General features: G+C 70.0%; 15 protein-coding genes. 13 read left to right on the forward strand and 2 right to left on the reverse strand.

All coding sequences use genetic code 11. The annotated features are described in order from the left end of the window. Nucleotides 1-78: 78 nt before the first annotated feature. Complete coding sequence (locus tag AC6I9V_RS03405) at nucleotides 79-642, reverse strand: hypothetical protein (protein ID WP_497898357.1); 564 nt, start codon at nucleotides 640-642, stop codon at nucleotides 79-81. 189 nt (nucleotides 643-831) lie between these two features. On the opposite strand from AC6I9V_RS03405, the gene AC6I9V_RS03410 reads away from it, so the two are divergent. The 6 genes from AC6I9V_RS03410 (at nucleotide 832) to AC6I9V_RS03435 (ending at nucleotide 8,099) form a co-directional block, all read left to right on the forward strand. After that, on the forward strand, nucleotides 832-1,218 hold the full coding sequence (locus tag AC6I9V_RS03410) for a YbjQ family protein (RefSeq protein WP_349412600.1): 387 nt from the start codon (nucleotides 832-834) through the stop codon (nucleotides 1,216-1,218). Between the two features lie 38 nt (nucleotides 1,219-1,256). After that, entirely contained in the window at nucleotides 1,257-1,976 is a 720-nt protein-coding gene (locus AC6I9V_RS03415) for a TetR/AcrR family transcriptional regulator (RefSeq protein ID WP_349412599.1), read from the forward strand. A gap of 1 nt (nucleotide 1,977) precedes the next feature. Continuing rightward, nucleotides 1,978-4,530 carry an MMPL family transporter gene (locus AC6I9V_RS03420; RefSeq protein WP_349412598.1) on the forward strand — a complete coding sequence of 851 codons (2,553 nt, stop codon included), beginning with the start codon at nucleotides 1,978-1,980 and terminating at the stop codon, nucleotides 4,528-4,530. A 107-nt stretch (nucleotides 4,531-4,637) separates the two neighbouring features. Next, nucleotides 4,638-5,321, forward strand: a complete 684-nt coding sequence (locus AC6I9V_RS03425; protein ID WP_349412597.1) for a Maf family protein — start codon at nucleotides 4,638-4,640, stop codon at nucleotides 5,319-5,321. A 169-nt stretch (nucleotides 5,322-5,490) separates the two neighbouring features. Then, nucleotides 5,491-7,335, forward strand: coding sequence for an acetyl/propionyl/methylcrotonyl-CoA carboxylase subunit alpha (locus tag AC6I9V_RS03430; RefSeq protein ID WP_497898358.1), 1,845 nt, complete (start codon nucleotides 5,491-5,493; stop codon nucleotides 7,333-7,335). A gap of 32 nt (nucleotides 7,336-7,367) precedes the next feature. After that, entirely contained in the window at nucleotides 7,368-8,099 is a 732-nt protein-coding gene (locus tag AC6I9V_RS03435) for a glutamine amidotransferase (protein WP_349412595.1), read from the forward strand. Nucleotides 8,100-8,254: 155 nt separating this feature from the next. Here AC6I9V_RS03435 and AC6I9V_RS03440 read toward each other — a convergent pair whose 3' ends face one another. Then, entirely contained in the window at nucleotides 8,255-9,667 is a 1,413-nt protein-coding gene (locus tag AC6I9V_RS03440) for an MFS transporter (RefSeq protein ID WP_349412594.1), read from the reverse strand. 180 nt (nucleotides 9,668-9,847) lie between these two features. Between AC6I9V_RS03440 and AC6I9V_RS03445 the strand changes: the two genes are divergently transcribed. The 7 genes from AC6I9V_RS03445 (at nucleotide 9,848) to AC6I9V_RS03475 (ending at nucleotide 16,973) form a co-directional block, all read left to right on the forward strand. Beyond that, complete coding sequence (locus AC6I9V_RS03445; RefSeq protein WP_349412593.1) at nucleotides 9,848-10,186, forward strand: YnfA family protein; 339 nt, start codon at nucleotides 9,848-9,850, stop codon at nucleotides 10,184-10,186. A gap of 55 nt (nucleotides 10,187-10,241) precedes the next feature. Continuing rightward, a complete protein-coding gene (locus AC6I9V_RS03450) occupies nucleotides 10,242-10,568 on the forward strand; it encodes an ArsR/SmtB family transcription factor (protein WP_349412592.1) in 327 nt (108 codons plus the stop codon). Continuing rightward, nucleotides 10,565-11,383 (forward strand): cation diffusion facilitator family transporter, encoded by an 819-nt coding sequence (locus tag AC6I9V_RS03455; RefSeq protein WP_349412591.1) that lies wholly within the window; start codon nucleotides 10,565-10,567, stop codon nucleotides 11,381-11,383. The genes AC6I9V_RS03450 and AC6I9V_RS03455 overlap by 4 nt, the downstream gene beginning before the upstream one ends. Further along, nucleotides 11,380-11,712 carry a thioredoxin family protein gene (locus AC6I9V_RS03460; RefSeq protein ID WP_349412590.1) on the forward strand — a complete coding sequence of 111 codons (333 nt, stop codon included), beginning with the start codon at nucleotides 11,380-11,382 and terminating at the stop codon, nucleotides 11,710-11,712. The genes AC6I9V_RS03455 and AC6I9V_RS03460 overlap by 4 nt, the downstream gene beginning before the upstream one ends. An 87-nt stretch (nucleotides 11,713-11,799) precedes the next feature. Beyond that, complete coding sequence (locus tag AC6I9V_RS03465) at nucleotides 11,800-13,263, forward strand: MFS transporter (RefSeq protein WP_349412589.1); 1,464 nt, start codon at nucleotides 11,800-11,802, stop codon at nucleotides 13,261-13,263. Continuing rightward, the gene (locus AC6I9V_RS03470) at nucleotides 13,264-15,423 is read left to right on the forward strand and encodes a molybdopterin oxidoreductase family protein (RefSeq protein WP_497898359.1); all 2,160 of its coding nucleotides are present in this window, start codon (nucleotides 13,264-13,266) and stop codon (nucleotides 15,421-15,423) included. Continuing rightward, complete coding sequence (locus AC6I9V_RS03475; protein ID WP_497898360.1) at nucleotides 15,420-16,973, forward strand: FAD-dependent oxidoreductase; 1,554 nt, start codon at nucleotides 15,420-15,422, stop codon at nucleotides 16,971-16,973. Before AC6I9V_RS03470 ends, AC6I9V_RS03475 begins: the two co-directional genes overlap by 4 nt. Nucleotides 16,974-17,129: the final 156 nt, after the last annotated feature.

A 17,129-nucleotide genomic window follows, 5' to 3' on the forward strand; every position in this document is an offset into this window, starting at 1 on the left:
CGGCCAAAGGCCCTGGCACAAAAAAGTAGTCCCCGGGAAATTCCCGGGGACTACTTTTTTGCCTGTGCCCTGGCGGGCTTAGCGGCCGCGTCCGCCGATGACGCCCTTCTCCACGGCCTTGGTGACCGCGTCGGCCTCGGCCTGGGTCAGCGTGCCGTCGCTGACGGCCTTGTCCAGCCGGGTCTTCAGCGCCGCAGCGTGCTCCGACTGTTCGGCAGTGCGCAGCTCCTCGAGGGCCGCGGTGACCTTGGCCTCGTCGATGCCGAGGGACGCGGCGAGCGACTTGGCCAGCTCCGCCTGCATGGCGGTGCGGTCCGGCTTGGTGCCTTCGGCCGGCGGGGTGGTCGGCTTGTGCGCGTCGCGGAAGGCCTTCAGGGCCGCGGTGACCTTGGCCTCGTCGACGCCGAGCTTGGTGGCCAGCTCGGACGCCTTCTCGCCGCGTTCGCCGCCGTGGCCGTGCCCGCCGCGCATGCCCATGCCGTCACCCGGCGTGGTGCTGCCATCCGCAGGCGCGCTGGAGCTGGCGCTGGGAGTGGGGGTCGGCGTCGTGGTGGCGGAAGCCATCCCGGCCAGTCCGAGGCCGGCGCCCAGGGCGAGGGCCGTGGCCGAAACGCCGAGCGTGATTCTCTTGGTACGTGACATGTGATGTCTCCTGGATCTGCCGTGCGGTGACGGCTCGGTTCTCTACTTGCTGCGCTGTCTTTTTCAAGACGTGCCTCCAGTCTGCGCCGGCGGGCTCGGCTGAAGCTGTTCACAACCTTTCATCTTGCTGTGAAAGATTCCCGCCGGCTTTTCCGTTGCCACCGCCGGCAATATGGCTAGGCTCAGGACATGCTGATCGTCACCTCGAACGACATCCCCGGCCACCGGATCGACGCCGTCTTCGGCGAGGTCATGGGATTGACCGTCCGCGCTCGGGACATCGGGGGCCAGGTGGTGGCGGGGCTGCGGTCGCTGGCAGGCGGCGAGCTCCGCGAACTGACCCAGGTCCTCTACGAGAGCCGGCAGGAGGTGATGGTACGGATGGTCGCCGAGGCCGCGCAGCGCGGCGCCAACGCGATCGTCGCGATGCGGTTCGACACGGCGCACATGGCCAACAACTGGACCGAAATCTGCGCCTACGGCACCGCCGTGCTCGCAATTCCGCTTGCTGAAGGCGAGGCCGGCGCCACCGGCCAGTCCGTGCAGCTAGCCCGGCGGACCGGCACTGGCGACTAAAGTTGCCCGGAGTGCAAACATGCACATAGTGTAAGCACATGCCCTCTCCTGAACTTTCCGGGCCCGACGTCGACGCCGGGTCAGCCGCGCCGTCGCGGCGCGAGCTCAACAAGGCGGCCACCCGCCAGGCCATTACCGAGGCGGCCCTGGGCCTGCTCCGTGCCAACGGCCCGGGCAACTTCACCGTGGAGAACATCGCCGACGCCGCCGCCATCTCCCGGCGCACCTTCTTCAACTACTTTTCCAGCACCGAGGCGGTCATCGCCTCGGTGACCCACGGCTTCCTGGACACGGCGCTGCAGCAGTTCCGGCTCCGCCCGGCCAACGAGCCGATCCTGGAATCCGCCCGCGCCGCGCTGGTCGAACTCGCAGACCCGATGACTGTGGCGCCGCTGGCCGAGCTCTACAGCCTGGGCCAGTCCAACCCGCAGCTGAACCGCTCCGAGCTCGAAGCCTGGGACCACTGCACGGCCGAGATCATCGACGCCGCCCGGGTGCGCTTCGGCCGGGGCGACGGCACCGGCACCGGCGTCGAGGTTGACGAACTCTACCTCCGCGCCCTCGCCGGCTCCATCATTTCCTGCGGCAAAGCCGCCATGGACCTCTGGTTCGCCCGCTGCGGGGGCTCCCTCTCCCCCGAATCGCTCTCCACCCTGCGCCAACTCCTGATCGACTCCATGAGCCTGCTCGGCTCCGGATTCTCCTCCCCGGCAGCCGCTCCCGCCGCCACCACCGCCCCTTCCCCAGATCGGTTCTGACATGGCACTACTGCTGTACCGCCTCGGCAAGTTCTCCTACCGCCACCGCTGGCTCGTCGTCTCGCTGTGGCTCGCCGTGATGATCGCCGTCGGCGGCGCCGCGGCCGCCTTCCACGGCACCCTGTCCAACAACTTCCAGATCCCGGGTACCGAAACCCAGCAGATGGCGGACAAGCTCAAGAAGGAGCTCCCGGCGTCCTCGGGCGGCTCGGCGAGCATTGTGTTCGAGGCCAACGACGCGCGTTTCAGCCAGGCCGGCCAGGACGCAGTCTCGGCCGCCCTGGCCAAGCTCAAGTCCATCCCCGACGTGCAGGGAACCGTTGACCCGTTCGCGACCCAGGCTCAGCTGGACAAGGCCGCCACGGACCTCGCCGCCGGTGAGCAGCAGGCGGCCGCGGGCAAGGCGCAGCTGGACAAGTCCGCCGCTGAGCTCGCCGCCGGCAAGGCCCAGCTGGCAGCTGCCGAACAGCAGATGATGGCCGCCGGCCTGCCGCCGGCCGCCATCGAGGCCCAGCTCGGCCAGCAGAAGGCCGCCCTCGCCGCAGGCCAGGCCAAGCTCGACGCCGGCACCAAGGACCTTGAGGCCGGCGACGCCAAGCTGGCCCTCGGCAAGCGCCAACTGGAGGCCTCGCGGGGCCTGCGCTTCGTCTCGGAGGACGGCAAGGCCGCCATCGCCCAGGTCCAGTTCAAGACCTCGATCAACGGCCTGAAGCCCGAGGTACGGCAGGAAGTCCAGGACATCGTCAAGCAAGTCTCCGCCGCCAATGTGACCGCCCTGCCCAGCAAGGAGATCAGCGAGGACATCTCCGAGGTCTTCGGCACCGCCGAGGTCATCGGCATCGCCGTCGCCGCCCTGGTCCTGGTGGTCATGCTCGGCACCCTGATTGCCGCGGGCCTCCCGCTGCTGATGGCGGTGGTCGGCGTGGCCGTCGGCGTCGGCGGAACCTTCGCACTCAGCGGCGCCGTGGACATGAGTTCCATCTCCCCCATGCTCGCCCTGATGCTGGGCCTCGCTGTCGGGATCGACTATTCGCTGTTCATCGTCAACCGGCACCGCGGCCAGCTGCTCGCCGGGATGGACCCCGAGGAATCCGTGGCGCTGGCCACCGGCACCTCCGGCAATGCCGTCCTCTTCGCCGGCCTTACCGTGATCATCGCCCTGGCCGCCCTGGTGGTTCCGGGCCTGCCGTTCCTGGCCGTGATGGGCCTCTCGGCCGCCGCGACGGTGGCCGTCGCCGTCGTCGTTGCCCTGACGCTGACTCCCGCCATCCTGTCCCTGGTGGGCCGCAAACTCGTGTCCAAGCGGGCGTGGGCCAAGGCGGAGCGGCACAACGCAGCGCCGGGGCACGAGACCGAGGACCTGGCCAAGGACGAATACCGCAGCAGCCACGGCTGGGGCGGCGTCGTCACCAAGCACCCCTGGCTGGCGCTGCTGGCCGGGGTGGCCCTGCTGGGTGTGGTGGCGCTGCCCGCCAGCCAGCTCCGGCTCGCCCTGCCGGACGCCAGTTCCGAGCCGGTGGCCTCGCAGGCCTTCCAGGCCTACGACGTCACCAAGCGCAGCTTCGGTGAGGGCATGACCGGGCCGATCATCGTCGTCGGCGACCTGCCCGCGGGACTGAGCGAAGCCGAGGCGAAGGCCAAGCAGTTCGACGTCGCGGACATCCTGCGCGGCACCGACAACGTCGCCGCCGCCGTGCCGCTGGCCCTGAGCGAGGACCGCCGCACCGCCGTCTTCCAGGTGCTCCCGAAGGAGGGTCCCGCCAGTGCCAGCACGGTCAAGGTGGTCGCCGAGCTGCGCGCCGAGAAGACCCGGATCAAGGACTCCACCGGGGTCGGCATCGGCCTGACCGGCCAGACCGCGGGCAACGTGGACGTGTCCACCAAACTCGGAGACGCGCTGCCGCCGTACCTGGCAATCGTCGTCGGGCTCTCGCTGATCCTGCTGCTGCTGGTGTTCCGCTCCATCGTGGTGCCGCTGCTGGCCACCGGCGGCTTCCTGCTCTCGCTCGCGGCTGCGTTCGGCGGCGTCGTCGCGGTCTACCAGTGGGGCTGGCTGGGGACCGTGTTCGGCGTCGAGAACCCGGGCGCGGTGCTGAGCTTCCTGCCGATTATCCTTATCGGTGTGCTGTTCGGCCTCGCCATGGACTACCAGGTGTTCATCGCCTCCGGCATGCGCGAGTCCTACATGCACGGCGAAACCGCCAAGCACGCGGTGCGCTCCGGTTTCAGCCACGCGGCCGCCGTGGTCACCGCCGCCGCGATCATCATGGTTAGCGTGTTCTCCGGCTTCATCTTCTCGCACCTGAACATGGTCCGGCCGCTGGGCTTTGCGATGGCGTTCGGCGTGCTGGTGGACGCGTTTGTGGTCCGGATGACGATCGTCCCCGCCGTGATGTACCTGCTCGGCAGCAAGGCCTGGTGGCTGCCGCGCTGGCTGGACCGGATCCTGCCGGACGTCGACGTCGAAGGCGCCAAGCTGCGCCAGCCGGCCGTTTCGACGGCGGACGCCGTCGCCGAGCCCGAGGGTGAGCCGGAGGAAGTCGGCGCGCGCTGATCTTCCGCCGCAAAAGCAACGCGGGGTCACTTCGCGCCCATTAATCCCCTCGGGATGGGCCGTAAGTGACCCCGCGTTGCCTTAACCCGGTGAACTAGGCTGGTTGCGTGACCCGCCTCATTCTTGCCTCCCAGTCCCCCGCCCGCACCAAGCTGCTCAGCAACGCCGGCATCGCCCACGAGGTCCTCGTCTCCGACGTCGATGAGGACGCCGTGCAGGCCCGCTACGGCGTGACCGACCCGCACGACACCGCCCTGCTGCTGGCCCGCGCCAAGGCCGAGGCGGTCGCCTCGCTGCCGGAGGCCGAGGGCGCCCTGGTGATCGGCTGCGACTCGGTCTTCGAGTTCGACGGCGAGGCCCACGGCAAGCCGTACACCGCCGAGGTCGCCAAGGAGCGGATGCTCCGGATGAGCGGCCGCTTGGGTGTGCTGCACACCGGCCACTGGCTGGTGGACTGCCGTGACACCGACGGCGGCCCGGACAGCGAAGGCGGCGGCGCCGGTACCGGCGCGACCCTCGGCTTCGTGAACTCCGCGGAGGTGCACTTCCTGGAGATGAGCGAGGACGAAATCGACAGCTACATCGCCACCGGCGAACCGCTGCAGTGCGCCGGCTCCTTCACGATCGACGGCTACGGCGGGGCGTTCATCCGCAAGGTCGACGGCGACCCACACACCGTCGTCGGGCTCTCCATCTCCACCTTGCGGGCCCTCCTGGGCCAGGCCAAGGTGGGCGTCACCGAGCTCTGGACCGGCGGCGCGGCCAACCCGGCGGACATCCGCGCCGAGTGAAGCCTGAGTGAGCACGGTGTAAGCACCAACGCCCGCGCCGAGTGAGCCATTTCGCACCCCCTTGTAGGAACCCCACAAAGGATCGGCCGTTTACGCGCGGGATCCGCAAGTAATCTCGGCGGAACCCACAAAACCGCGCTAGGCTCCCTGAAGGAAAGAAGGAGACGCCTTGTCAGCAAATTCGGAGCAGTCCGCAACGCCAGTGCCCGCCACCACCACGCCGGGCACCCGCCCCCTGAGCAAGGTGCTGATCGCCAACCGCGGCGAAATCGCGGTGCGCATCATCCGCGCGGCCCGCGATGAAGGCATCGCCTCCGTGGCGGTCTACGCCGAGCCGGACCGCGACGCCCTGCACGTCAAGCTCGCCGACGAGGCCTACGCTCTGGGCGGCAACACCGCCGCCGAGTCCTACCTCGTGATGGACAAGCTGATCGAGGTGGCCCAGCGCGCCGGCGCCGACGCCGTCCACCCCGGCTACGGCTTCCTCGCCGAGAACGCCGAGTTCGCCGCCAAAGTGATCGACGCCGGGATCACCTGGATCGGGCCCTCCCCCGAGGCCATCTCCGCCCTCGGCGACAAGGTCCAGGCCCGCCACATCGCCGAGAAGGTCGGCGCCCCGCAGGTCCCCGGCACCGCCGACCCGGTCGAATCCGCCGAGAAAATCCTCGAGTTCGTGGACAAGTTCGGCCTGCCGGTCGCCATCAAGGCAGCCTTCGGCGGCGGCGGACGCGGCATCAAGGTGGCCCGCACCCGCGAGGAAATCCCCGAACTCTTCGAATCTGCCGTGCGCGAGGCCACCGCCGCCTTCGGCCGAGGCGAATGCTTCATCGAGCGCTTCCTGGACGCCCCGCGCCACGTCGAGACCCAGTGCCTCGCCGACGCGCACGGCAACGTCGTCGTCGTCTCCACCCGTGACTGCTCGCTGCAGCGCCGCAACCAGAAGCTCGTGGAGGAAGCGCCCGCCCCGTTCCTCACCGAGGAACAGAACCGGCGGCTCTACGAATCGTCCAAGGCCATCCTCAAGGAAGCCGGCTACCTCGGCGCCGGCACCTGCGAATTCCTCGTCGGCCAGGACGGGACGATCTCCTTCCTCGAGGTCAACACCCGCCTCCAGGTGGAGCACTGCGTCTCCGAGGAAGTCACCGGCATCGACCTGGTCCGCGAGCAGTTCCGGCTGGCCCGCGGCGAGGAGCTCGGCTACGGCGATCCGGAGGTCCGCGGCCACTCGATCGAATTCCGCATCACCGGCGAGGACCCGGGCCGGAACTTCATGCCCGCCCCCGGCACCATCACCGGGCTCAAGAACCCCACCGGCCCCGGCGTGCGGGTCGACTCCGGCGTGGAGCAGGGCGACGTGATCAGCGGCAACTTCGACTCGATGCTCTCCAAGCTGATCGTCACCGGCGCCACCCGCGCCCAGGCCCTGCAACGCTCCCGCCGCGCGCTCGAGGAAATGGTGGTGGAGGGCATCCCCACCGTCATCCCGTTCGACCTCGCCGTCGTCAGCAACCCCGACTTCGCCCCGGCAGAAGGCCCGTTCAAGGTCCACACCCGCTGGATCGAGACGGCTTTCGTCAACGACATCCCCGCTTGGACGCCGTCCGGCGCCGGGGCCGAGGCGGCCGACGCCGGCGACCGCCAGCGCGTCGTCGTCGAGGTCGGCGGCAAGCGGCTCGAGGTGGTGCTGCCGGCGTCGCTGGGCACCGTCTCCGGCGGTGGCGGCGCCAAGCCCGCGAAGGCCAAGAAGCGCTCCCGCAGCGCAAGCGCCGCGGCTCCGGCCGGCGGCAACGCGCTGACCTCCCCCATGCAGGGCACCATCGTGAAGGTGGCCGTCGCCGAGGGCGAGCGGGTGGCCGAGGGCGACCTCGTGGTGGTGCTCGAGGCCATGAAGATGGAACAGCCGCTCACCGCGCACCGCGCCGGCATCGTGATCGGACTCTCCGCGTCCGCCGGCGAGACCGTCTCCGCGGGCGCGGTCATCGCGATGATCGAGGACGGCGAGGCAGCCGAATAGCGGCAGCGGGCGGCGGGAGGCAGACTTAGTACGTGAAGCCCTTCCTGCTGCTCGCCTCCCGTTCCGAGGACGCCGCCGCCGACGACGAATACCTCGCCTACCTGCGCTACACCGGCCTGGTCGAGGCCCAGCTGCGCCGCGTCCGGATGGAGTCCGCGCCGCTGCCGGCGCTGGAGCTCAGCGACTACTCGGGCGTGATCGTGGGCGGAAGCCCCTTCACCTCCAGCGACCCGGCGGAGCACAAGAGCGAGGTCCAGCACCGGGTGGAGCGCGAGCTGTTTGCCCTGCTGGACCGGATCGTGGCCGAGGACTTCCCGTTCCTGGGCGCCTGCTACGGCGTCGGCACCCTTGGCCTGCACCAGGGCGCCGTGATCGACCGGACCTACGGCGAGGGGCTCGGCGGCGTCACCGTCAGGCAGACCAAAGCCGGGCAGCAGGACCCGCTTCTGCGCGGCCTGCCGGAGCGGTTCACGGCGTTTGTCGGCCACAAGGAGGCGTGCACCGTACTGCCCGGCGGGGCGGTGCTACTGGCCAGCTCCGAGACCTGCCCGGTGCAAATGTTCCGGATCCGCTCCAACCTCTACGCCACGCAGTTCCACCCCGAGCTCGATGTCGACGGCCTGACCACCCGGATCGACATCTACCGCCACGCCGGCTACTTCCCGCCCGACTCGGCCGAGGAGTTGATGGCCCAGGCCCGCGAGCACAACGTCACCGAGCCGATGGCCATCCTGCGCAACTTTGTAGAGCGCTACGCCCGGTAACGGTGCCGCACCGGGGCGGGGGCGGGGCGGGGCGGGGGCGGGGCGCCGTCGTCGTTCCCGCCCAGTTACTCAGCCGCCACCGCCCGGCGACACGGAAATGCCCGGCGTGTTCACCGAACACACCGGGCATTTCAACCGGTAACCGGGCTGGAGCGTCAGGCGACGTTGTTCTCGTATTCCAGGTCGCGGGTTTCTTTGCTCACAAACAGGGCAATCAGCGTCAGCACGGCCATAAGCGTCAGGTACACGCCCACCAGGACCGGGCTGCCCTTCGCCATTTCCCAGAGCCAGACGGCGATGAACGGTGCCACCGCCGCGCCCAGGATGGACGAGACGTTGTAGCTGATGGCCGAACCGGTGTACCGGACGTTGGTCGGGAACAGTTCCGGCAGGAGTGCACCCATCGGACCGAAGGTCAGGCCCATCAGCGAGAAGCCGATGATCAGCAGGGCCATGGTGCCGATGAAGCCGCCGCTGAACAGCGGGACGAACAGCAGGCCGAAGGCGAAGATGCCGCCCGTGACAGCCATCAGCATCTTGCGGCGGCCGTACTTTTCGGCCAGCGGGCCGGAGACCAGGGTGAAAATGCCGAAGAACACAACGCCGGCAATCAGCATCCACAGGAAGTCGTTGCGGGTGTAGCCCAGGCCCGGAACGAACGCGGCGGCGGCCGCCTCGGTCATCGGCTTGCCGGCCTTCTCGGCGGCGGCCTTGGCGGCCTCCAGGCTGGAGGCGCGGGTGCCGTAGGTCAGCGTGAACGTGGTCATCAGGTAGAAGAGCACGTAGGTGGCGAGCATGATGAAGGTGCCCAGGATCAGCTGGCGCCAGCTGGTCTTGAAGACGCGGCCCAGGGGCAGCTTGGCGACCTCGTTGGACTCGAGGACCTTGGTGAAGGCGGGGGTTTCGATCAGCTTGAGCCGGACGTACAGGCCGATGATGACCATGACGGCGCTGAGCAGGAACGGCACGCGCCAGCCCCAGTCGGCGAAGGCCTGCGGCGAGAGCGCGTAGCTGAAGACCAGGAAGATGACGTTGGCGATGATGAAGCCGATCGGGGCGCCCAGCTGCGGGAAGGTGCCGTAGATGGCGCGTTTGTTGGCCGGGGCGTTCTCGGTGGCCAGCAGGGCCGCTCCGCTCCATTCGCCGCCGAGGGCCAGGCCCTGGGCGAAGCGCATAACGACCAGCAGGGCCGGTGCCCAGAACTCCCAGCCCGGGACCAGGGCGGTAGGGAGGCAGCCGATCAGGAAGGTCGCGATGCCCATGGTGAGCAGCGACGCCACGAGGGTGCCCTTGCGGCCGAACTTGTCACCGAAGTGGCCGAAAACGATCGAGCCGAGCGGGCGGGCGATGAACGCGACGCCGAAGACGGCAAAGGAGCTCAGCAGCTGGGTGGTCTCGTTCTGGCCCGGGAAGAAGAGCTTCGGGAAGACCAGGACGGCAGCCGTGGCGTAGACGTAGAAGTCGTAGAACTCAACGGTGGTGCCGATCAGGCTGGCGACGATCACGCGGCCGCGCGAGTTCACCTGCTTGGCAGACCCCTGCTCCGCTGAAGTGGCGGTGGATGACATGTAGTGACGCTTTCATGAAGACCGGGCCGCCCTGCGGAGAGAGGCCGGCTAAGGAATGGATATACCGTCGATAATAGTTCCTCGCGTCCACCCAATGGACAAATGTTCCATTATTTGGACGCCGCGTGTCGTTCCGGAGCGCCCGCCGCCCACCTCGCTGCGCGCTGACATGATGGACACGTGACCATTGCAAAAACGATCGTGCTGTTCGTCCTGGCCGCCGCCGCAGAAATCGGGGGCGCGTGGCTCGTGTGGCAGGCGGTGCGCGAGGGCAAGGAATGGTGGTGGGCCGGCCTCGGGGTAGTCGCCCTGGGGATCTACGGTTTTGCCGCGACCCTGCAGCCCGATGCCCACTTTGGCCGAATCCTTGCCGCCTACGGGGGCGTGTTCGTGGCGGGTTCCCTGGCCTGGGGCATGATCTTCGATGGCTTCCGGCCGGACCGGTGGGATATCGCCGGTTCGGCGATCTGCCTGCTCGGGGTGGCCGTGATCATGTTCGCGCCGCGCAACGCAGGCTGAAAAAACAGCTCAATACAAGATTGTCTGAATACATCCCCGGATGTACTTTAAGTAGATGGAAACCCTCACGCATGCCCCGGTGTTGGCCCGGTTCGGCTACGCGGTCTCCGACCCCACCCGGGCGCGGATCCTGCTGGCCTTGTCGGACGCGGCCGCCCACCCCTCGGAGCTCGCCGATTCCCTGGGGGTCTCCCGGCAGAGCATGTCCAACCACCTGACCTGCCTTCGGGGCTGCGGCCTCGTGGTGGCCACTCCGGATGGCCGGCGGACGCGCTACGAGCTGGCCGACGCCCGTCTGGGCCACGCAATCAGGGACCTGCTCGGCGTCGTGCTGGCCGTTGACCCCGCCTGCTGCGCCCCGGACGGGACGTGCCTGGCATGACCATAGCGATTCAGCCCGGCCCGACCGCCGCCCGCCGTGCCACGCTTAGCCGGCGCATCCGGCTGTTTGCGGCCGCGACAATCACCTACAACGTCGTTGAGGCCGTCGTCGCCCTCTGGGCGGGCAACGTCGCGGACTCCACCGCCCTCATCGGCTTTGGACTTGATTCCGTAATCGAGGTCGCCTCCGCCGTCGCCTTGTCCTGGCAGTTCTCAGCGAAAGACCCGGAACGGCGCGAGCACCTGACCCTGCGCATCATCGCAATCTCCTTCTTCGCCCTGGCACTGTTTGTCGCCGTGGACGCCGTCAGGTCGCTGGCCGGAGGCGGCGAGGCACAGCATTCCACACCGGGCATCGTAGTCGCTGCCCTGAGCCTGGCCGTGATGCCCGTCCTGTCCTGGCTGCAGCGCCGGGCCGGCCGCGAACTCGGCTCCAGGACCGCGGTGGCAGATTCCAAGCAGACGCTGCTGTGCACCTACCTCTCCGCGGTCCTGCTGCTGGGCCTCGTCCTGAACAGCACGCTGGGATGGTGGTGGGCGGACGCCGGCGCGGCACTGGTCATCGCCGGGATCGCCGTCCGCGAAGGCATCAACGCATGGAAAGGGGACGTCTGCTGCGCCGTCCCCCACGCCGGGGCCGACGAGGACGACGATGCCCACGGCGGCGGTGTTGCCGGCTGTTGCGCGGGCTGCGGAACCGGTCCCGAACCCAAAGTCGTCACCCTCGCCATGCCGCCACTGCACGGACGCGCCACTCAGAATCCCACCGACGCCGGAAAGTACGCCGGAGACCAGACAGAAACCATGAACACATGAAAATAGAACTCCTCCACATCGCCGACTGCCCCAACACGGCGCTGGCCTTCGAACGGGTCGAAGCGGCCCTGGCCGCCCTGGGGCGCGACGACGTCGCGGTCCAGTTGCGGCTCATAGAATCTGCCGCCGACACCGCCGGGACCGGATTCGCCGGTTCGCCCACGATCACCGCGGACGGGGCGGACATCTTCCCCGGCGGGGCGCCTAGCAGTGATCTCGCCTGCCGGATCTACCCCACACCGGGCGGTCATGCGGGCGCACCGACCGTCGAGCAGGTCATTGAAGCGCTGACAGGGCGCGGCCTCACGCCGTCACAAAAGCGCCGATAGGCAAACGTCACAGCACGTTAACAAAGCGCGAGGGTCCCGGAAACGCGGCGTCCCTAGTTTTGAGGGACATCCCCGAAGGAGGTCCCCATGACTGAACGCATTGCCGACGCCATCACCGGCGTTTCCCCGAACCACGACGCCGGCTCCACGCCTGCCGCACCCGGCCGCACCGCACCCGCCGACGGCACCGCCGTCGGCGGCCCCGCGCTGGAGTACCGCCCGGGCCGCTGGATCGCCAACTGGGACGCCGAGAACAAGGCCCAGTGGGAATCCCTGGGCCGCGGCATCGCCCGCCGGAACCTGAACTGGTCCATCTTCGCCGAGTTCCTGGGCTTTGTGGTCTGGCAACTCTGGTCGATTGTGGTGGTCCAGCTCCCCTCGGCCGGCTTCCGCTTCTCCACGAACGAAATCTTCTGGCTGATCTCGATGCCCAGCCTGGTCGGCGCGACGCTCCGGATCCCCTACACCTTTATGGTCCCGCGCTTCGGCGGCCGGAACTGGACCATCGTCTCGGCCCTGCTGTTGCTGATCCCCTCGACCGGGCTGGCCCTGTGCGTCGGCAACCCCGGCACCCCGTTCGGCGTGATGCTGCTCGTGGCCGCCCTGGCCGGCTTCGGCGGCGGCAACTTCGCCAGCTCCATGGCCAACATCACCTTCTTCTACCCGGCCCGCGAAAAGGGCTGGGCGCTGGGACTGAACGCCGCCGGCGGGAACCTCGGCGCCGCCGTCGCCCAGCTCGCCGTCCCGATCGCCGTCACGCTGCTCGCCGCGGGTGCCGTGAACCTGCCGGTGGCCGGGTTGATGTGGATCCCGCTGATCCTGCTGGCCGCGTTCGGCGCCTGGAAGTACATGGACAACCTCACCAGTGCCAAGGGCGACGTCGCCGGCTCGCTCGCCGCGGTGAAGGAACCGCACCTGTGGATCATGGCCCTGCTCTACATCGGCACTTTCGGCTCCTTCATCGGCTTCGCCGGCGTGTTCCCGAAGCTGATCAAGGACTACTTCCCGACGTTCTCCTCGATCGGCGTCGGCACCGTGGCGCTGTCGCTGGCGTTCCTGGGCCCGCTGGTCGGCTCGCTGGCCCGGCCCTTCGGCGGCAGGATGGCGGACCGGCTGGGCGGGGCGCGGATGACCGTGACCGCGTTCGCCGCGATGGCCGTGATCACCCTGACCATGGTCTGGACGCTGCCGCTGGCGAACTTCTGGCTCTTCCTCACCCTGTTCCTGGCGCTGTTCACGGCCAGCGGCTTCGGCAACGGGGCCACCTACCGGATGATCCCGGTGATCTTCGCCCTGCACAGCCGGGCGGCCCGGTCCGGGGCCAGCACGGTGGCCACCCAGCGGCTGGCGTCCTCGGCGCTGGGCCTTATTTCCGCGATCGGCGCCTACGGCGGATTCGTGATCCCGCAGGTCCTCAACGCCTCCAACACCGCCAGCGGCTCCTACACCCCGGCCTTCTACGGCTTCGTCGCGGCCTACCTCGTGATGCTGGCCGTGTGCTGGGCCTGCTACCTGCGGCCCGCAGCCCGCCACGGCAAAGGACACGTCTAAATGGCCGACGGCGCCGCCACGCACTGCCCCTACTGCGCGCTGCAGTGCGCCATGACGCTGACCGCCCCGGCAACGGCTGCCGCTTCGCTTGAGGCGGCCCCGCTGGAGGTGGCCGGCCGCGACTTCCCCACCAACCGCAGCGGACTGTGCCACAAGGGCTGGACCTCGGCGTCGTTGCTGGAGCACCCGGGCCGCGTCACCGAGCCGCTGCTCAGGGGCGCCGACGGCGTGCACCGCCCGGTCAGCTGGGACGAGGCACTGGAGCGCATCACCACCGCGGTGAAGGCGACCCGCGCCCGGTACGGGCCGGACGCCGTCGGGGTCTTCGGCGGCGGCGGCCTCACCAACGAGAAGGCCTACCAGCTGGGCAAGTTCGCCCGGCTGGCCCTGGGAACCTCGCGGATCGACTACAACGGCAGGTTCTGCATGTCCTCCGCCGCCGCGGCCGGGATGCGCGCCTTCGGCCTGGACCGTGGCCTGCCGTTCCCGCTGGCGGACCTCGACGCCGCCAGCACGATCCTGCTGCTCGGTTCCAACGTGGCGGAGACCATGCCGCCGTTCGTCCAGCACCTGCAGGGCGCTCGCGACGCCGGCGGGCTGATGGTCGTCGACCCCCGCCGCTCCGCCACCGCGGCGTTCACCGCCGACGGCGGCGGCCTGCACCTGCAGCCGCTGCCCGGCACCGACCTCGCGCTGCTGCTGGGCCTCTCCCACGTGGTCATCCACGAAGGACTGGCCGATGCCGGGTTCATCGCGGACCGGACCACCGGGTACGCCGCGCTGGCCCGCAGCGTCGCCGGCTACTGGCCCGAGCGCGTGCAGTCCCTTACCGGGGTTCCGGCCGGGCTGATCCGCGACTCCGCCCGCCGCCTCGCCGAGGGCCGGGCGCGCGGCGGCAGCTACATCCTCACCGGCCGCGGCGTGGAACAGCACGTGGACGGCACGGACACCGCCACCGCCGCTATCAACCTCGCCCTGCTGCTGGGCCTGCCCGGGGCGGCACGCAGCGGCTACGGGACCCTCACCGGCCAGGGCAACGGCCAGGGCGGCCGCGAACACGGCCAGAAAGCCGACCAGCTTCCCGGCTACCGCAAGATCACCGACCCCGCCGCCCGCGCCCACATGGCGGCGGTCTGGGGCGTGCCGGAGGCCTCGATTCCCGGCCCCGGCGTCCCCGCCGTCGAACTGCTCAAATCGCTGGGACAGCCCGACGGCGTCCGCTGCCTGTTCGTGCACGGCGCCAACGTGGCGGTCTCCGCGCCGGACGCGAACGTGGTGATCGCCGGGCTGCGCAGCCTGGATTTTCTGGTGGTCTGCGACTTCTTCGTCTCCGAGACCGCGGCCGAGGCGGACCTGATCCTGCCGGTCACCCAGTGGGCCGAGGAGGAAGGCACGCTGACCAACCTCGAGGGCCGGGTGCTCCGCCGGCGCCGGGCCATCGCGCCGCCGCCCGGGGTGCGCAGCGAACTGTGGATCATGACCCGGCTGGCGGAACTGCTCGATGCGCCGTCGACGTTCAGCGAGGACCCGGAGACCGTGTTCGAGGAGCTCCGGCTCGCTTCCGCTGGCGGTGCGGCAGACTACTCCGGGATCGATTACGCCCTCCTGGACCGCGGCGTAGAAGCCTACTGGCCCTATCCGGCCGGGAGCACCGGGACGCCGCGGCTGTTCCGGGACTCGTTTGCCCATCCGGACGGCCGGGCGGTGTTCACCCCGGTGGCGCCACGCCGTCGGACGCTTGCCGGCGATCCGGAGGCCGCGGGCACGCCGATGACCCTAATCACCGGGCGCCTGCTGGAGCACTACCAGTCCGGTGCCCAGACCCGCCGGGTGGCCGCCCTCGCCGCGGCCCGGCCCGAGGCACGGCTGCAGCTGCACCCGGCGGCCGCCGCGGCGCAGGGCATCGCCGACGGCGACGTCGTCGCGGTCGCCAACGCGCGCGGCGAGGTCCTCTGCCGGGCCGAACTCAGCGCCGACATCCGGCCTGAGACGGTGTTCCTGCCGTTCCACTTCCCGGGGCTGGAGAGCGCCAACCGGCTCACCGAGGCTGCCACCGATCCGGTCTCCGGCATGCCCGAGTTCAAGACCAGCAAGGTGTGGGTCCGGCCTGCCCGGGCGGGCGCCCGCGCCGAGGTTCTGCAGATGGAAGGTGCGCCATGACGGAGCGGATTGTGGTGGTGGGCTTCGGCCCGGTGGCGGCGCGGCTGATCGACGAACTGCTGCCGGCGGTGCGGAGGGGGCTGGTGCACCTGACCGTCGTCGGCGAGGAAGCGGAGGCCGCGTACAACCGCGTGCTGGTGGCCGACCTCGGTGTCGGCCGGACGACGGCGGCCGCCCTGGCGCTGGCGGACGCGGCCGCCCTGGTGGCCGACGGCGTCGAGGTCCGGCTGGGGGTCCGGGTCCGCCGGGTGGACCGGGCCCGGCAGCGGGTCCTGCTAAGCGACGGCAGCTCCCCCGGCTACGACCGGCTGGTCTTCGCCACCGGGTCACGGCCGGTGATCCCCAACCTCACCGGCCTGAACCCGGATCCGGCCGCCCCGGTACTGCCCGAAGGTGTGACGGCGCTGCGCGACCTGGCGGACGCCGCGGCGCTGCAGGCGGCGGTGGCCGGCGGCAAGCGCGTGGTGGTCCTGGGCGGCGGCGTCCTCGGCCTGGAGACGGCGCTGGCCGCGGCCGAGGAGGGCGCCACCGTGACCGTGGTGCACAACGGCCCGCATCCGCTGGGCCGCAACATCGACCGCGGCGGCGGCGCCGTGGTCGCGGCGTCGCTGCGGAACTGCGGCGTGCGGGTGGCCTGCAACGCCCGATCCGTCGCCGTGGAGACCGGGGCCGACGGCGGCTTCTCCGCGCTGCTGCTGGAGGACGGTTCCGCGATCGACGGCGAGCTGCTGGTGCTCTCCTGCGGCGTGCGGCCAAGGACGGAGCTGGCCGAGGGCTGCGGACTGTCGACGGCGGCCGGCATCCTGGTGGACCACCGTTTGAGGGCGCACCACGAACCTCACATTTTCGCGATCGGCGACTGCGCCGAGGTCCGTTGCCCCGACCCGGACTGCCTGGTGTGCCGGAGTGCCCGCGGCCCGTCCGGGCTGGTGGGCCCGGGCTGGCGGCAGGCCGAATGGCTGGCCGGGTATCTGACGCTGCTGGCATCCGGAGCTGATGCTGAGGCTGATGCGTTGCCGCCGCTGCCGGCCGAACAACCGGGGGTAGTGGTGCTCAAGGCCCGCGGGCTGACCATGGCCGTGGCCGGTAACGTGTCCGCCGAGCCGTGGGATGAGGAGGCTTTGACCGCCGGGTCCGTGGGCGGGCGGGCGCGGCTGCAGGTGGCCCAGTGGTCCGACCCCGAGCACGGCCGCTACGTCAAGATGACCACCCGGGCCGGGGTGCTCGAGGGGCTGGTGGCCGTGGGCATGCCCCGCACGGCGGCCGAACTGGTGCAGCTCTTCGAACGCGGCGCCGAGCTGCCCGCGGACCGGTCATTGCTGCTGCGCCTGGACGGCCCGGACCAGGCAGCGCCTGCTGCGGCTGATCCCGAGCGGACCGTGTGCCGCTGCGCCGGAGTGAGCGGAACCGCCATTGCCGCCGCGGTTTCGTCAGGGTGCGGGACGCTGGCCGAGGTGTCCGGGGCCACCCGCGCCGGCACCGGCTGCGGCGGCTGCCACGAAGACATCAGGGGGCTCATCGAGAAGCACTTCCAGGCGGCGGTGGTTTGAGGGTCTGAGTGCCAGGCTGGGAAGGCCGGACATTGCTGAAGCACACTGCGTTGGAGCCCCGCTCCAACCCCCACCCCGGACCATTCAGTTTGCTAAGGGTCGGGGCCACCAGCTTTGGCTATGGACCTAAAAGTTGTACTCCCAGGCCGCTTCGCC

This window comes from Arthrobacter sp. SlRoot2-15 (genome assembly GCF_059739345.1).